18 protein-coding genes are annotated in these 14,755 nt (G+C 37.5%); 11 read left to right on the plus strand and 7 right to left on the minus strand.

Annotated elements, in window-relative coordinates; all coding sequences use genetic code 11:
* Positions 1-67: 67 nt before the first annotated feature.
* On the minus strand, positions 68-1,510 hold the full coding sequence (gene tnpC / locus BELBA_RS03115) for an IS66 family transposase (RefSeq protein WP_245531063.1): 1,443 nt from the start codon (positions 1,508-1,510) through the stop codon (positions 68-70).
* Between the two features lie 219 nt (positions 1,511-1,729).
* Here tnpC and tnpA point away from each other — a divergent pair, with 219 nt between their 5' ends.
* The 5 genes from tnpA (at position 1,730) to BELBA_RS19570 (ending at position 4,937) form a co-directional block, all read left to right on the plus strand.
* Positions 1,730-2,176, plus strand: coding sequence for an IS200/IS605 family transposase (tnpA, locus tag BELBA_RS03120; protein ID WP_014771299.1), 447 nt, complete (start codon positions 1,730-1,732; stop codon positions 2,174-2,176).
* 710 nt (positions 2,177-2,886) lie between these two features.
* Positions 2,887-3,561, plus strand: a complete 675-nt coding sequence (locus BELBA_RS03130; RefSeq protein WP_014771300.1) for a hypothetical protein — start codon at positions 2,887-2,889, stop codon at positions 3,559-3,561.
* Between the two features lie 103 nt (positions 3,562-3,664).
* Complete coding sequence (locus tag BELBA_RS03135) at positions 3,665-4,069, plus strand: hypothetical protein (RefSeq protein ID WP_014771301.1); 405 nt, start codon at positions 3,665-3,667, stop codon at positions 4,067-4,069.
* A gap of 9 nt (positions 4,070-4,078) precedes the next feature.
* Complete coding sequence (locus tag BELBA_RS03140; protein ID WP_014771302.1) at positions 4,079-4,744, plus strand: hypothetical protein; 666 nt, start codon at positions 4,079-4,081, stop codon at positions 4,742-4,744.
* Between the two features lie 28 nt (positions 4,745-4,772).
* On the plus strand, positions 4,773-4,937 hold the full coding sequence (locus BELBA_RS19570) for a hypothetical protein (protein WP_157466048.1): 165 nt from the start codon (positions 4,773-4,775) through the stop codon (positions 4,935-4,937).
* Between the two features lie 163 nt (positions 4,938-5,100).
* Here BELBA_RS19570 and BELBA_RS03145 read toward each other — a convergent pair whose 3' ends face one another.
* The gene (locus BELBA_RS03145; protein ID WP_014770852.1) at positions 5,101-6,339 is read right to left on the minus strand and encodes an IS256 family transposase; all 1,239 of its coding nucleotides are present in this window, start codon (positions 6,337-6,339) and stop codon (positions 5,101-5,103) included.
* Positions 6,340-6,367: 28 nt separating this feature from the next.
* On the opposite strand from BELBA_RS03145, the gene BELBA_RS03150 reads away from it, so the two are divergent.
* The 5 genes from BELBA_RS03150 to BELBA_RS03170 all read left to right on the plus strand — a co-directional run bounded on the left by BELBA_RS03150 (position 6,368) and on the right by BELBA_RS03170 (position 10,168).
* Complete coding sequence (locus BELBA_RS03150) at positions 6,368-6,994, plus strand: hypothetical protein (RefSeq protein WP_014771303.1); 627 nt, start codon at positions 6,368-6,370, stop codon at positions 6,992-6,994.
* Between the two features lie 42 nt (positions 6,995-7,036).
* Positions 7,037-7,801 carry a sensor histidine kinase gene (locus BELBA_RS03155; RefSeq protein ID WP_014771304.1) on the plus strand — a complete coding sequence of 255 codons (765 nt, stop codon included), beginning with the start codon at positions 7,037-7,039 and terminating at the stop codon, positions 7,799-7,801.
* Positions 7,802-7,828: 27 nt separating this feature from the next.
* Complete coding sequence (locus BELBA_RS03160; protein ID WP_014771305.1) at positions 7,829-8,455, plus strand: response regulator transcription factor; 627 nt, start codon at positions 7,829-7,831, stop codon at positions 8,453-8,455.
* 199 nt (positions 8,456-8,654) lie between these two features.
* Positions 8,655-9,686: a Gfo/Idh/MocA family oxidoreductase gene (locus tag BELBA_RS03165; protein WP_014771306.1), complete on the plus strand. Its 1,032-nt coding sequence runs from the start codon at positions 8,655-8,657 to the stop codon at positions 9,684-9,686.
* A 62-nt stretch (positions 9,687-9,748) separates the two neighbouring features.
* Entirely contained in the window at positions 9,749-10,168 is a 420-nt protein-coding gene (locus tag BELBA_RS03170; RefSeq protein ID WP_041779209.1) for a hypothetical protein, read from the plus strand.
* A gap of 133 nt (positions 10,169-10,301) precedes the next feature.
* Here the strand turns inward: BELBA_RS03170 and BELBA_RS03175 are convergent, their stop codons facing one another.
* Positions 10,302-10,589, minus strand: a complete 288-nt coding sequence (locus tag BELBA_RS03175; RefSeq protein WP_014771308.1) for a helix-turn-helix domain-containing protein — start codon at positions 10,587-10,589, stop codon at positions 10,302-10,304.
* On the minus strand, positions 10,586-11,023 hold the full coding sequence (locus BELBA_RS03180) for a type II toxin-antitoxin system RelE/ParE family toxin (protein WP_014771309.1): 438 nt from the start codon (positions 11,021-11,023) through the stop codon (positions 10,586-10,588). The genes BELBA_RS03175 and BELBA_RS03180 overlap by 4 nt, the downstream gene beginning before the upstream one ends.
* A gap of 41 nt (positions 11,024-11,064) precedes the next feature.
* Between BELBA_RS03180 and BELBA_RS03185 the strand changes: the two genes are divergently transcribed.
* On the plus strand, positions 11,065-11,775 hold the full coding sequence (locus BELBA_RS03185) for an SAM-dependent methyltransferase (RefSeq protein ID WP_014771310.1): 711 nt from the start codon (positions 11,065-11,067) through the stop codon (positions 11,773-11,775).
* A gap of 53 nt (positions 11,776-11,828) precedes the next feature.
* On the opposite strand, the gene BELBA_RS03190 is transcribed toward BELBA_RS03185, so the two are convergent.
* From BELBA_RS03190 to BELBA_RS03200, 3 genes are all read right to left on the minus strand, one after another.
* Positions 11,829-12,971: a cysteine desulfurase family protein gene (locus tag BELBA_RS03190; protein ID WP_014771311.1), complete on the minus strand. Its 1,143-nt coding sequence runs from the start codon at positions 12,969-12,971 to the stop codon at positions 11,829-11,831.
* A 69-nt stretch (positions 12,972-13,040) separates the two neighbouring features.
* Positions 13,041-14,429 carry a phosphoglucosamine mutase gene (glmM, locus tag BELBA_RS03195; RefSeq protein WP_014771312.1) on the minus strand — a complete coding sequence of 463 codons (1,389 nt, stop codon included), beginning with the start codon at positions 14,427-14,429 and terminating at the stop codon, positions 13,041-13,043.
* A 57-nt stretch (positions 14,430-14,486) separates the two neighbouring features.
* Entirely contained in the window at positions 14,487-14,717 is a 231-nt protein-coding gene (locus tag BELBA_RS03200) for a hypothetical protein (protein WP_014771313.1), read from the minus strand.
* Positions 14,718-14,755: the final 38 nt, after the last annotated feature.

Consider the following 14,755-nt stretch of genomic DNA (forward strand, 5'->3'; position numbering starts at 1 on the left):
ACCTAACAACTACCAACTCCGAAGGAGTTGAATTTCATGAAGGCAGGTTAGATAATGAAAATCGTAACTACTCAGGTTGTAAATTAGCTATATGATTTAGATTTTCTAAGATATTTCCCGAACGTTTGATCAGGGTATCCACGACGGATCTTATAACACAGAAGTTTTCAGCTCCATTGTTGGATTTGAACTGTCCTGATATTTTTTGTTTCACCTTGATGTTGCGTATGGCTCTTTCAGAGGCATTGTTATCCGGTGGTACTTTTTGGTGATAGAGAAAAGTAAAAAGTGACTTTCTGTATTTCAGGAGTCTTTTTTGTAGGGATACTGCTTCTTTATGTTTTGACTCTACAGGTTGGGCGAGTAGGTTATCCATCTTCTCTTCAATGGAAGCAATACTCCTGCTATTCTCTGGATCTGGTAGTTTTTTGAGTTTTCTCTTCAGTGAGATAGCTTCCCTGAACAGGGCCCTAAGGCTGTCAGCCCATTTAGATTTATAGCGTTCAACAATGTAGTTGAGCTCCCTAAGCAGATGTGCACAACAGAGCTGGTGCAGGTTTTCCGAATAGTTGAAGTATGCCCTCCATGCATCGTGGCACAATACTGCCTTTCCGAACCCATCGGGAAAATGTGTATTCATCGCCTTAAGTCCACGTGATTCAGATATAGCTAACAGGGTGAGTTCCTCGGTCTGATAAGTCCAGACCCACTGTTTGTTTCCATCCACTTTAGCCCCAGTCTCGTCAGCTCCTATCACAGGACTTTTAGAGACTGCCGTCTTTATCTTTGCATATATTGGTGCAGACTTGCGGGCAAACCTACCGATAATGTTATCGATACTCCCCTCGCTGAGATTAATACCGAAGCAGTCCCTGAGAAGTTCTTTCATCCTTCTATAGGGAACATACTGTCTGGCATGCAGATAACCGACAATGGTTTCAACACCGCTCCCGTACTGTATGGGGGCATTGATATTGTCAGGGAATGACCCACTGATCTTTTCTCCACAGGAACAGTTTTTGGAAAAGATTCTATGCTCGGTACATACCACTTTAATCACAGGAAGATCCAGGACCTGTCTTTTGGAGGACAGTTCTGCTGGAACCGCCGACAGATCACCACCACAGCAGGTACAGAATAAAGGGATGTGGTTTTCTATTATGTCCGGGGAGGATGTCATTTCAAGGGTATGGCCTTTGTGTCCAGGCTGACCGCCGGTTTTGCGCCCTGTATCCTGACGGAGACTCTGATTTTTTTTGGGGCGGTTCTCGTCTTTTGAAGGGGGAACCGAGCTGTTGCGGCTGTTTTTGGGATTACGGTAACGGGCAAGCTCATTTTCCAAATCGGATACCCTAGATTTTAAAGACTTGACCTGCTCCATAAGCTGGAGGTTCATCTTGATCAGTTCCTGAATAAGCGTATCCCTGTGGTCCAATATACTATAGAAATGTTTCCTGAATATCAGCACATAATCCCATGAATACCAATAATCCACGCTGTTTTTCCCCACAAAAAAATGTGGATAAACCAACTTTAAAGCTGATTTTCGTACATTCACATACAAATACGCATCAATACACCACAGAGGGCAACAAGACTCCAAATACTTGAATATTGGTCAGTAAATAATGTACCTGAGTAGTTACTGAAAATCAACTATCCTTACACCTTGAATTATTTTTTTAATCTTTCTATCTTAGTTATGATTTTTAACATTAACTATTTAATCATGAGCACTTACACATCTCTACTTTATCACATTGTCTTTTCAACATATAAAAGAGAAAAAACTATAACTCAAAGCAATAAAAAAGAACTATTTGCCTATATCTATGGGTATTTGAAAAATAAAAACTGCCATCTCTACCGCTTAAATGGAGTCGAAGACCATATCCATATTTTTACACATATTCATCAATCAATTTCATTGGCAAGTTTGGTTAAAGATATTAAACTATCTACATCTACATTAATAAAAGATAAGCTACTTTTTAAAAATTGGAATGGATGGCAAGAAGGTTATGGGGCTTTTACTGTGAATGCAAATAGTAAGGATAAGCTAATTGATTATATCATCAAACAAGAAGAACATCATAAGCATGTTTCATATTTAGAGGAGTATAAAAAGTTATTGAATGATCATGGGGTCATTTTTGATGAAAAATATCTACTATAAATTCAACACCTTCGGTGTTGTTGGGGGGTGGGGTTGATTATTCTTTTCCTCCGCATTGGAATGCGGGGCTAATCATGGTTCATTCCCTTCGGGAATGTAAGTTAAAACTCGCTCGAGATTGTGGGATGCAATTCTGCGGGACAGGCTCTTAGGGGATGTGGAATAAACTACATATGGGAATGTGAGATGCAATTTTGCACGCAAGGCTCATGAGATTATGGGATAGGCTAGTCAAATGTGAGACAATCTCACTCAGGAATATAATTGCAAACCATCAAAACATATCTAGACTTTTAAGCACCGTTCCCGAATGGGAACAAATCTAATTAACCCCGGATGAAAATCCGGTGGAAAGAACAATTCTCAATACTCGCTGCTACCAACTCCAGAGGAGTTGAATTTGACGAAGGCATTATAGAGAGAAAAGATTCAACACCTTCGGTGTTGGAGGTAGTTATTTGCTGCTTAAGTCCTCCGTATTGACATGCAGGTTTTTTTGTTCATTCTCTCGCAATCCTGTGGGGATGGCTCTTTGGGAATTTGAGATTAGTTCGCTTGAAAATGTTATAGAAATACAAGTTCCCCCAAAACTTTTACCGTTATCCATTAAAGTACTGACTCGAAAGAAAGCCCTAAAAAATACCCTGTTCAGGGTATTTTTTAGGGCTTTTATATCTCTTAGCTTTGTAATTAATCTATAGCTAAGGTACATGAGTTCAAATTTTTATCTCGTTTGCATAGGAGTTAGTCTAATTGCTTCTGTTATATTTTGGGGAATCAAAAACAAACCTCAAATCAAAAATCATGGAGTCATTCTAGCAATCCTTTTTTTGGTGTTTTTAATGGAAATGACTGGAGACTATACCGCATCCAGGTCTATCAACAATTCTCTCCTCTACAATATCGGATGGGTTTACCTAGAGTCTGTTCTTTTAATTTTTTATTTCTATTCTTTAGAAATCGACGCTTTAGTAAAGAAAAAAATCCGATTCATAACCATAGTTTTGATGATTTGGGGATTGGCGAATACCTATTTCTTCCAAGAAATCACAAGTACTTTTCAATTCTTTTCTTTTCTTCCTTTCGCTATAGCCATCATTACTTTAAGTATTCACTTCTTTTCAAAAATTCTGAATCTAAAAATCTTTGCTGAAAGGAATATCTTAAGTGTCCCTCACTTTTGGATCGTTTGTTCCTTGCTATTTTTCTATTGTGAAGCGGTTTTACTTTTTGGCACATATCAGTTTTACCCAAGACCTGTTATCGAAAATGTAGAGATTGTATTTAATTTCAACCGCTTGTTGGCTGGTATTATGTACTTGACATTTGGACTTTCTTTTTTTATTCCTTTCTTTATATCGAGAAGAAATTCAAACGCTTATTAACCAAGTAGAAACGGGCCCTGCTTCTATTTAAAAGTATCAACAATACTACTTATTTAATTTATTTGCTAAAAATGGAAATACTGGTAATCAAACACATAACAATATGAAAAAAGGATTAATCAAAAAATTTAGAGAGAACTACAGCAAACATGGACAAATCAACATTCCCGGCCGGGATAAGGATGACAAACCAATCGAAAAACAAACTGACTGGGTTTGGTTTGACAGAGAAACCATAGAAGAGGCTTTAAAAAAAGCTGACGCGGATGGAAAGGTTGGTGGACTGAAAATGTACTTCGGACAGTACAACAAAGAAACCATTGCTATGATTCCTGCGGATAGGCCAAAGAGAGAAGACTATATTGGAAGAATTTCATTAGTTTTGGTACCGACAAATAAAACTGATGGTGGTCTGCAGGAAATCGGTGATGCCATAGGCTCCGATGATTCTGACGAAGAGGAGGAGGATGGCTGGAATGGAGGAAAACTTTGCCCTCCAAATTGCTAATAATTAAAAATGGAATTAATAGATTGGTATAATGGGTCATTATTGGTGGGGTTGCTTTTTAGCATTCCCCACTTTTTTTTAAAAAGTAAATATAAAAAGGAGCATTTAATCAGTTTTGCCATTTTGATTGTTGCAAATATACTTGAGCTTTATGGCGAATACACGGTTCAAAGAAAAATAAATAATAGTTTAGCCTATAACTTATTTTTTGTTTATGGCGAAACACTTTTAATACTGGGCTTATTTTATAGTATTTTCAAAGAGAAAAAACCAAAATTTTTTCTAAAAATAGCATCGTTCGCATTTCTATTATGGGGAATATTATACACTATACTCATCGAGAATCTTAGGGCTTTCCATACCCTTTCCTTTTCAATAGGGAGCTTAATCATTATATTATGTTGTATTTATTTCTTAGTATCAATATTTTTAAAAGAATGGTATATCAAAGAGTTTCTAATGGCTAATCCACTGTTTTGGATTACAGTGTTTATATTTTTCTTTTATTCTGCGACAACACTTTATTTTTCCTCAGTTAATCTCATATTAAAAATAGATCCGAAATTAAATTCAATTTTAGCTAGTATAAATAAAATCATGGCAGTAACCATGTACCTAGGAATGGGTCTTGCATTCTACCTTCCATATTTCAATAGATCTGAGCAAAAAATTTAATGGGTTATTTCATTTCCATTTCCAATAGTTGATTTGGAAAGACTATATTGGAAGAGTTTCATTAGTTTTGGTACCGACAAATAAAACTGAAGGCGGTCTTCAGGAAATCGGTGATGCAATAGATTCCGATGATTCTGACGAAGAAGAGGATGATGGCTGGAATGGAGGAAGAATGTGTCCTCCAGATTGCTAAAAATATAAAGAATGGAACATATAGATTGGTATGTAGTTGTAATTTTAGTGGGGTTGCTTTTAAGCATACCGGAATAGTTCATTAAACTGTGTCTAAGGTTTAATCTTTCTTTCAGCCTACTGTCTTAGTTGCCTTAAGGCAACTAAGACAGTAGGCTGAAAATTCAGTTTTTTTGTGGCACCCTATCCGGGTACAGCTCCATGATTTCACGCTGGATGGAAGTCCATCCCCTTGCATTTTTCTTCCATGACTTTTCGTTCCGACTGATCGATAAATAGAGCTGCTTTAACAGTGCTGTTTCCGATGCCCATGCAGCTTTGCTTTTTATCAGTTTTCGCATGATCCGATGTAGGGCCTCTACCGGATTTGTTGTATAGATCATCTTCCGCATCCCTACAGGAAAATCCAGGAATGCCATCAGCTCAGTCCAGTTGTCACGCCATTGCCGTACTATATACTTATATTTCTTGCCCCATGTGGCTTCAAAGGCTGACAATGCTGTTTTCGCACCTTCTTCAGTGGTGGAGGTGTATACCTGACGTAAGTCCTTTATTAAAGCCTTCTTATCAGCTTCATCCACATATTTCAGCGAATTCCTCATTTGATGAACAATGCACTTTTGGACAACTGAAGCAGGGAACACTTCCTGAATCTGTTCGGAAAATCCCTGTAGATCATCCGTGCAGACCACCAAAATATCGGCTACTCCTCTTGATTTAAGATCTTCCATTACCAGGCCCCATTTTTTAGCTCCTTCTCCGCCCGAGTTGATGTAAAGACCTAATACGTCCCTATTCCCTTCCCAATCCACCGAATATACTGTATAGAAGGCGCTACTGATGTATTTGCCCTCCTGGCGTACTTTGAAGTGTATGGCATCCAGGTACACGATGGGATAAAAGCTTTGAAGGCTTCTTGTACGCCATTCCTGAATCTCAGGGAGCACCTTATCGGTAATCTGGGAGATACGGCCTGCTGAGATACTCACCCCGTAAATCTCCTCCAGCAGACGTCTTACGTCTTCCACTGAATTACCCTGCGCATACAGCGCCAGTATCTGATCATCAAGGCCGCTGCTCAGTTCACGTTCACGTTTGCCTACCAGTTCGGGCTCAAAGTCTCCATTACGGTCTCTGGGAGTAGAAATATCCAGAAAACCGGCATCGCTCACCACTCGCTTGGGAGTCCTGCCATTACGCTTATTAACATGGCCAGAGGCCCGCTCTTCTAATAGAAAACTCTCAATCTCTCCCTCAAGCATGGTATTCACCATTTGTTGTAAAATCTCACTAAAGGGGCTCTCTTTGCCCAGCAAGCCCTTCTTGCTGTATAACCGCTCTTTTAGACGGTCACTCATCTTTGGATCATTTAATAAATCCTCAATTGTCTTTTTCTTGTTCATCTTGTGTAAAGTTAGCAGACACACTTAAATGAACAGTCTCAGCATACCTCACTTTTTTTTAAAAAATAGCTTTAAGAAGCAACATCTTATCACATTTATTATTTTAATACTTGCATTCTGTCTTGAGTCATATGGAGCCTATACAGTTCCAAGGAAAATAAACAACATTGATGTCTACAACATATTCTTTGTTTATATAGAGACTTTATTGATCCTATGGCTTTTCGAAAGTTTTTTTGAATCTAAAAAAGCAAAACTCCTGATCAAAATAGCATCTATTTCATTTCTGTTTTGGGGAATTATCTACACCCTTTTTATTGAAGACTTATCTATTTTTCATACCTATTCTTTTTCTTTAGGGAGTTTTATAATTATTCTTTGCTGCATTTACTACTTTATTTCTGTTTTCCTAAAAGACTGGTTTATCGATGAAAAACTGGCTTCGAATCCTCTATTTTGGATTACTACCTGTATATTTTTATTTTACACGAGTACTTTCCTTTACTTTTCTTCAGTAACATTTGTAACTGATTTGGATCGAAATCTAATTTTAATTTTAGGCTCCTTAAAAAGAACCATGTCCATTTTCATGTATTTAGTAATGGGATTGGCTTTTTATCTTCCCTACTTAAAAAAATCAGTTCAAAAAGCCTAAATTAGGCAATCCAAAATGATTTGAAATCTAGGGTTGTAAGCCATGGAAAATGAAGGCAGTAATATTTTTCTTTTGATTTTATTTGGGTCACTGCTGACCTTGCTGATGGCTGGCTTTATCGTCACTATGGTATTGATTCACAGAAGCAGGCAAATCAAAAATAAACAAAAGCTGGAAAGCTTAAAAGCTGAATTTGAGAAGACGATTCTGAATGTCGAAAAAGAAATTCAAGAAGAAACGCTTAATCATGTGGGCAGAGAGCTTCATGATAATATTGGTCAGCTCCTTTCTCTCACCAAACTTACGCTCAACAACTCTAAACCTGAAAAAATACAAGAGGGAAAACAACTGGTCAACCAAGTAATAAAGGAAGTCAGAAACTTATCGAAATCTTTAAATTTGGATTGGGTAGCCACAGTTGACTTGGATGTTTATATTCAAAAAGAACTTGGTAAGTTGGAGCGTCTAGAATTTTGCAAAGTAGAATACGAAAGAACCGGCGAGCCTATAGCTTATGAGAACTCAAAGAAACTGGTTTTGATCAGAGTCATTCAAGAATGTCTGAATAATGCCATCAAACATGCCAAACCTGAAATTATCAAAATCAAACTCGATTATTATCATGACTTCTTGGAGGTGAGTATATCAGATGATGGTATTGGATTTGACACAAATCTGGAAAGTGCAGGCTCAGGAATGAATAATCTAAAATCTAGAATGAAAACAATCGGTGGAACAATAGAAATTCACTCTGAACTAAAAAAAGGTACACAAATCAAACTTTTATTGCCAAATTCAAATGCATAAGCTATCTTTTGGATAATTACCCTTATCATGATAAAAATAGCAATCGCAGACGATCACAAACTATTCGCCAAAGGAATCGAAGGCCTCCTTGCTGAGGAGGAGGATTTTCAGATTTGCGGAACTTTCATCAATGGTCAAGAATTAATCGATTTTCTTGAAACCAAGCGTGTAGATGTGGTCCTGACAGATATGAATATGCCTGTGATGAGTGGTGATGGCGTCATCAGCGCCATCAAATCAAAATACCCTAGAACAAAAGTCATTGTGCTGTCCATGTATGACGATGAAACTATTTTTAAAAAGTGCCAAAAACTTGGTGCCAATGCCTACATGCTCAAAGATGCTGATCCGGACGAGTTGATCTATACCATCAGAGAAGTCTTGGACGGAAGTCACGTGATGAGTTTTCAAAAAGTCATCCAACAAAACAACGATTATTATTATTATGATTCATTTAGGGACAAATACAAACTCTCTAAAAGAGAATTGCAAATCTTTCTTATGATAAAAGATGGTAAAATCAATAGAGAAATTGCCGAAGAATTGCACCTGAGTCAACTTACTGTAGAATCCCACAGAAAAAAAATAAATTCCAAACTAGGAGTTAGTTCTGCCTTAGAACTGGTGAAAAAAGCGATGGAAATGAATATTTGATATGGGTATCCACAACATTAGTATAGAAATATTAAGTAACTAACTGGATTTTTATATTTAGAGAATGAAATAATGTGGAAATATGCCTTCGGCGAAATAAGAAAAAAATCTAAAACATTAGAAATAGAAGAACTGATCCAGTTCTATTTATATTAACTAGAATTATAAATCAGATTTTGTTTTTCTTTAAATAATTGAAATGAGTAAGATAAAAGCGGCATTAGTGGGATATGGATCAGTGGGGGAAAAAATCCATGCTCCCTTAATTTCTGTTTGCGAAAATTTGGAGCTGGTGGCTGTTGTAGAAAGAAATTTAACAAAATCAAAAGAAAAATATCCTCAGGTTCAAATCTTCAAAAGTTTAGAAGCCTTACTTGAGGCTGATGCCGCTGATTTAATTATCATCGTCACTCCCAATTATTTGCATTTCGATCAAGCCAAGCTTGCACTTTCTTATGGAAAACATGTAGTGGTAGATAAGCCGGTCACCATTTCTTCCAAAGAAGCCAAGGAGTTGAAAGAGATTGCAGGGCAAAAAGGCTTATTGCTTTCGGTTTTCCAAAATCGAAGGTTAGACGGAGATTTTCAGACGATTCAAAAGATTCTACATGAAGGAATTTTGGGACGTTTGGTACATTTTGAATCTCACTTTGATCGCTTCCGACCTGTGCTAACTGAAAATTGGCGAGAAAAAAACGTTCCTGGAAATGGAATCACCTATGATTTGGGAACACATTTGATAGATCAAGCCTATTTACTTTTTGGCATGCCACAATGGGTTTCTGCCGATATCCGCAGTCAGAGAACGAATGCTGTTGCTGATGATTTCTTTGATATTACTTTAGGCTACGGTGATGTTTTTGTCAGACTCACAGCTTCTGTTCTTTCCAATGCACCGATGCCGAAATTCCTTTTACTTGGTGAAAAGGGCTCCTTTTCTAAATTTGGTCTAGATATTCAAGAACGTGCTTTGAAAGCAGAAAAATTGCCTCAAGGTGCGGATTGGGGTTTGGAATCAGAAGAAAGTTGGGGAACCATCTACCTAGAAGATCGAAGCTTCAAATACGAAACCTTGCGTGGGGATTATAGGCTTTTTTATGAAAATATCGCCAAAGCTATTCAAGGAATAGAAACCCCTCTCGTGAAAATCGATGAAGCCATTGCTGTCCTTCAGATCATTGAATCAGCATTTGAGAGCAGTCAGTCTGGAAAAAGAGTACTTCTTACCTAAGAAGTAAACCCATTTTTGGCAAAGTCTTTGCAAAAACATCGAAAACCAACTATTTATAATTTATGAAAAAGTTAATGTTATTTTCGATGCTGTTGTTTTTTGCAGCTATCCTTGAGTCACAAGCGCAAATCAGTGCGGGAGTTTACAGGTTGAGTTCTGCAACTTTTGCCTCAATCGGATCAGACCCGGACAAGAAAATCTTCGGAGAGGCTCGTGTCTCTACGGGAGGCAGAGTGGGAATAGAAGGTACTTTTGGCTATAACTTCGTCCAAAAAGAAGAAGTGAATTTCTACAGTGGTTTTCATTTGGGAACTGAAGGAAATAGAGATGGACTTTATTTAGGTATTCCACTTGGAGTCTTAATCAAGCCATTTTCCAATACGAGAAATTTCGGGTTTCTTCTTGAAGCCTCTCCTGTTTTTCCCACCGAATACGGAAATTACTTCCGAGCAGGTATAGGTCTGAAGTATACTTTTAGGTAAAAATCAGAAAAGACCATAGTTCGAAAAAACTATGGTCTTTTCTGATTTTTCTTGATCTTGGGAATAAAAATTTGAAGATCTATTTTTTTCCGAACAAAAAGAAGCTTTGAAAACTATTGACAAAACTGATTTTTCACATCTGAAGATTTACGTTCATTTTTGCACCCAAAGCATTAAAGATTCGAACTACAGTCTCAAATGTTACATTGCCAGTGCTATTCTCTAATCTTGATATTTGAGCTTTTTTCACTCCCACCAATTCTCCTAATTGTTCCTGAGTCAGTTTTCGTTTTTTGCGAGCGATTTTAATCATATCACCAATTAGTTCAAGTTTTAATTCAAATTCATACTCATCTCTCTCTTGTGTTCCAATCTTACCGATCAACAAGTCTTCCGCTTCTTCTAATTTATAACTCTTCATTTCTTTTTGTTTTTTAGATATTCTATTCTGATGTTAGCTGCTTTCTCGATTTCTTTTTTGTCTACTCTACAGGTTTTTTTGATAATTCCATGTGTCGCAAAAACAAAAGTTTCAATTTTATCTTCTTTTTCCCAAAATGCCAAAAGCCGATATTGAATTCCTGAATATAAAGTCCTAAATTTCCAAATTTCGCTGGTTAGTTTTTTGAAAAATTTAGAATCAGAATGTTGTTCAGCTCGTCTAATATTCTGAAGTATTTTTTTCCTTGCTTTTATATCTTGTTTTTGGATAAACTCAAAAGCCTCTTCTAAGAGCTTTGTTTTAAATCGCTTTACCATCATTTTCTTATCATACAATAACGAAACAAAGCTAGCAATTGTTTCGTTAAATGTAAACTTTTTTGAAGAGTCATCTACGAAGAAATGTACAATCATAAACTGTTGACCGTTGACTATTTTTTGGCCATCTTTGCGTCATGAAAGGCAAACTTTTCCTCATTCCATCTATCCTTGCAGAAAACACTTCACAGAATGTCATGTCTCCTCAGATCAAGGAAGTGGTCAAAAACACAAAGCATTATCTTGTCGAAGAACTTAGAACCGCCAGAAGATATATCAGTAGCTTAAAGCTTGGACTGGTAATCGAAGATTTACATTTGGAGATTTTGAATAAAAAAACGCGAATCCCACAACTTGCAGAGCTGATGCAGCCAATACTCAATGGACAAGATATGGGGATTATTTCAGAGGCTGGTTGCCCTGGAATCGCAGACCCTGGAGCAATTGCTGTAGCTTGGGCACATGAAAAAGGCATTCAAGTTGTACCGCTTTCAGGGCCAAGTTCCATGTTTTTAGCTTTGATGGGTTCAGGGTTTAATGGACAGTCCTTTGCTTTTCATGGCTATCTGCCTATCGATAAAAAAGACAGAATCGCCTCCATCAAAAATCTGGAAGCAGAATCCATCAAAAGCAATCGTACCCAGATTTTTATGGAAACGCCATTTAGAAACAATCCACTTTTTGAGGATTTGAAAAACAATTTACATCCAAATACAAAGCTTTGTATAGGTAAAAATCTAACTGGTGCTGATGAATTTATCCAAACGAAAACTGTCCAAAATTGGAAGAAGGCGAAGATTGACCTTCACAAAATCCCGACTGTTTTTATTATTTACGCCGGAAATTAGTCCTGTTTTTAGAGTTAAAACCTGTCAGGTTTAAAATTATTGATAAACTACGATTAAGCAATAACGCCGTAAAGTTCTTTCAGTTTTTCTACTGTATAATCAACTTCTTCGACTGTGTTGAATCGGCTAAAAGAGAATCTGACAGCATCTCTTTCTGGACTTGCGCCCAGTGCTCTCAATACGTGTGAACCAACAGAAGCTCCACTGCTACAAGCAGAACCCCCTGAAGCAGAAATTCCATTCAAGTCTAGGTTGAAAAGTAACATTCCTGCATTGTCCTCAGAAGGAGGTAAACTCACATTCAAGACTGTGTATAGACTTTTGTCCAAATCAGCTGACAAACCATTGAATTCAACACCAGAAATATGAGCTCTAAGTTGTTCTATAAATCTGGTTTTCAATCCTTCGACATGTTTCCTGTGACCTTCCATATCTTCGTACGCCAATTCCAAAGCTTTGGCGATCCCGACAATACCTATCACATTTTCAGTTCCACCACGCATATTTCTTTCTTGGGCTCCACCGTAAATGAAAGGCGAGATTTTTTTCGCTTTATTCACATACAAAAAGCCAGCACCTTTTGGTCCATGAAACTTGTGCCCGCCGGCTACAATTGAATCAACAGGCAGGTTTTTAAGATCATGTTTGTAATGTCCCATGGTCTGAACTGTGTCAGAATGAAAAAAAGCATCATGTTCTTTGGCTAGATTTCCAATTGCATTCAAATCATTGATATTGCCAATTTCATTGTTGGCATGCATAATTGAAATTAAGCTTTTAGGATTTTCTTTCAGAAGCTTGTTCAAATGAGCTAAATCATGTTCTCCTTTTTCATTTATTTCCAAAACACTTAGCTTAAGCAATCCTTTTTTTTCACATTCCTGTAAAGTATGTAAGACGGCATGATGCTCCAAAGGAGAAGTGATGGCATGTTTGATGTCGTGAGTTTGGATTCCGCATACGATAGCCGTGTTATCCGCCTCAGTTCCACCTGAGGTAAAAAATATTTCTGAAGGCGACGCATTCAATAATTCCGCAACTTTCTTTCTGGATTTTTCTATGGCAGAACGCACTTCTCTTCCATGACTATGGACAGAAGACGGATTGCCATAGTGTTCTTTCATAAAAGGCAACATGGCTTCTATAACTCTGTCGTCCATCGCCGTTGTTGCGGCGTTATCAAAATAAACTCTCATGATCTCTTCAATATTTGGGCTGGTAAATTTATTTTTCTGCTATCAAATCACATCATCAAGCAGTTTTTTTTAGGAGGCTGTAACCACCTCTTTTATGTCAAGCATTATTTTATTGGCTAGGTGTTCTGCTGTAGCCTGACTTTCCGATTCAGAATAGATTCTGATAATCGGTTCTGTATTTGATTTTCTCAAATGAACCCATTCCTTGTCAAACTCTATTTTCACCCCGTCAATATCATTGACTGGTTGTTTGGAATATTTCTTTTTGATCGCATCCAAAACCTGATCTACATTGATCTCAGGTGTCAGTTCGATTTTATTTTTAGAAATATGATAGTTTGGATAGGAAGCTCTTAATCTAGAGATTGACTTCCCAAATTTTGCCAAATGTGTCAAAAATAAACCAATTCCAACCAAAGCATCTCTTCCGTAATGTGATTCAGGATAGATCACCCCACCATTTCCCTCTCCTCCAATTACGGCATTGGTTTCTTTCATTTTGTTTACCACATTCACCTCTCCCACAGCTGCAGCATTGTAGGTCCCACTTCTTTTTTCTGTCACATCTCTTAAGGCTCTGGTAGAACTCAAGTTTGAAACGGTATTCCCAGGAGTTTGAGAAAGCACATAATCAGCAACAGCTACCAAAGTGTATTCTTCACCAAATGGAGAACCATCTTCATTCATAAAACATAGTCTATCCACATCTGGATCGACCACAATTCCAAGATCATATTTCCCCTTTTTCAATTTCTCAGAGATATCTCTTAAGTTTTCAGGAAGCGGCTCTGGATTATGTGGAAAATGTCCATCAGGTGTACAATACATTTCTTCAATATGCTCTACGCCAAGTGCTCTCAATAACTTTGGTAAAGCAATCCCGCCAGTAGAGTTGACACAATCAATGACTACTTTGAAGTTTCTAGCAGCAATCGCTTCCTTATCGACCAGTTTCAAACCAAGAACATGTTCCACATGTCTATCTATATAATCATCGATGGTAGTGTAAGAACCGAGTTTTTTGACTTCAGCAAAGTGAAAAGCGTCATTTTCAGCTTTCGCCAAAATATCTTTTCCTTCTGCATCAGAAATAAACTCTCCCTTTTCATTGAGTAACTTGAGAGCATTCCATTGCAAGGGGTTATGGCTAGCGGTAAGAATGATTCCACCGCCTGCATTTTCTAAAGGCACAGCAAGTTCCACTGTAGGTGTGGTGCTTAGCCCCAAATCAACCACATCAAGGCCTAATCCTTGGAGTGTTGCAGCGACAAGTTTTGAGACCATTTCGCCAGAAATTCGGGCATCTCTACCGATCACAATCTTTGTATTTGAAGAATGCTCCATGACCCAAGAGCCATAAGCAGCTGTGAATTTTACTACATCCAAAGGAGTCAGCCCTTCACCAGGTTTGCCACCAATGGTACCACGAATACCAGAAATCGATTTTATTAAAGCCACTTGAAAATAATTAAGGTGATATTGAAAAATCCCAGAATTGGGAGTCTTAAAGAAGTATTATTTAAATTTTGCTAGCACTTTGTCCACCTCATTTTCTGGGTTACCACAACTGCTGTCAGAATCGACAGTTTTCCCGCAATAGCTGCAAGTACCACCATCTTTATTAAGGTAAGGGTTTTGTGAAGCACAAGTACCTTTAAACTCACCATTTTTAAGGAATATAAGTCTTACTGACATCATAACGAAAAACAGTGCCAGAAAGCCTAATGTCAAATATAGAGTTGCCATATCAAATTAATTTTTACAAATTTACGCAATACTTTCAA

Origin of the sequence: Belliella baltica DSM 15883 (assembly GCF_000265405.1) — a bacterium.
In the GTDB taxonomy this organism is placed as follows: Bacteria; Bacteroidota; Bacteroidia; order Cytophagales; family Cyclobacteriaceae; genus Belliella; species Belliella baltica.

Coding starts and splice junctions, on each gene's coding strand:
- BELBA_RS03140 (WP_014771302.1), top strand. CDS start 4,079: ATGGAATTAATAGATTGGTATAATGGGTCATTATTGGTGGGGTTGCTT.
- BELBA_RS03175 (WP_014771308.1), bottom strand. CDS start 10,589: ATGAAGAGTTATAAATTAGAAGAAGCGGAAGACTTGTTGATCGGTAAG.
- tnpA (WP_014771299.1), top strand. CDS start 1,730: ATGAGCACTTACACATCTCTACTTTATCACATTGTCTTTTCAACATAT.
- BELBA_RS03155 (WP_014771304.1), top strand. CDS start 7,037: ATGGAAAATGAAGGCAGTAATATTTTTCTTTTGATTTTATTTGGGTCA.
- BELBA_RS03200 (WP_014771313.1), bottom strand. CDS start 14,717: ATGGCAACTCTATATTTGACATTAGGCTTTCTGGCACTGTTTTTCGTT.
- BELBA_RS03160 (WP_014771305.1), top strand. CDS start 7,829: ATGATAAAAATAGCAATCGCAGACGATCACAAACTATTCGCCAAAGGA.
- BELBA_RS03150 (WP_014771303.1), top strand. CDS start 6,368: ATGAACAGTCTCAGCATACCTCACTTTTTTTTAAAAAATAGCTTTAAG.
- BELBA_RS03190 (WP_014771311.1), bottom strand. CDS start 12,971: ATGAGAGTTTATTTTGATAACGCCGCAACAACGGCGATGGACGACAGA.
- BELBA_RS03145 (WP_014770852.1), bottom strand. CDS start 6,339: ATGAACAAGAAAAAGACAATTGAGGATTTATTAAATGATCCAAAGATG.
- BELBA_RS03185 (WP_014771310.1), top strand. CDS start 11,065: ATGAAAGGCAAACTTTTCCTCATTCCATCTATCCTTGCAGAAAACACT.
- BELBA_RS03165 (WP_014771306.1), top strand. CDS start 8,655: ATGAGTAAGATAAAAGCGGCATTAGTGGGATATGGATCAGTGGGGGAA.
- BELBA_RS03180 (WP_014771309.1), bottom strand. CDS start 11,023: ATGATTGTACATTTCTTCGTAGATGACTCTTCAAAAAAGTTTACATTT.
- BELBA_RS03135 (WP_014771301.1), top strand. CDS start 3,665: ATGAAAAAAGGATTAATCAAAAAATTTAGAGAGAACTACAGCAAACAT.
- BELBA_RS03130 (WP_014771300.1), top strand. CDS start 2,887: ATGAGTTCAAATTTTTATCTCGTTTGCATAGGAGTTAGTCTAATTGCT.
- BELBA_RS03170 (WP_041779209.1), top strand. CDS start 9,749: ATGAAAAAGTTAATGTTATTTTCGATGCTGTTGTTTTTTGCAGCTATC.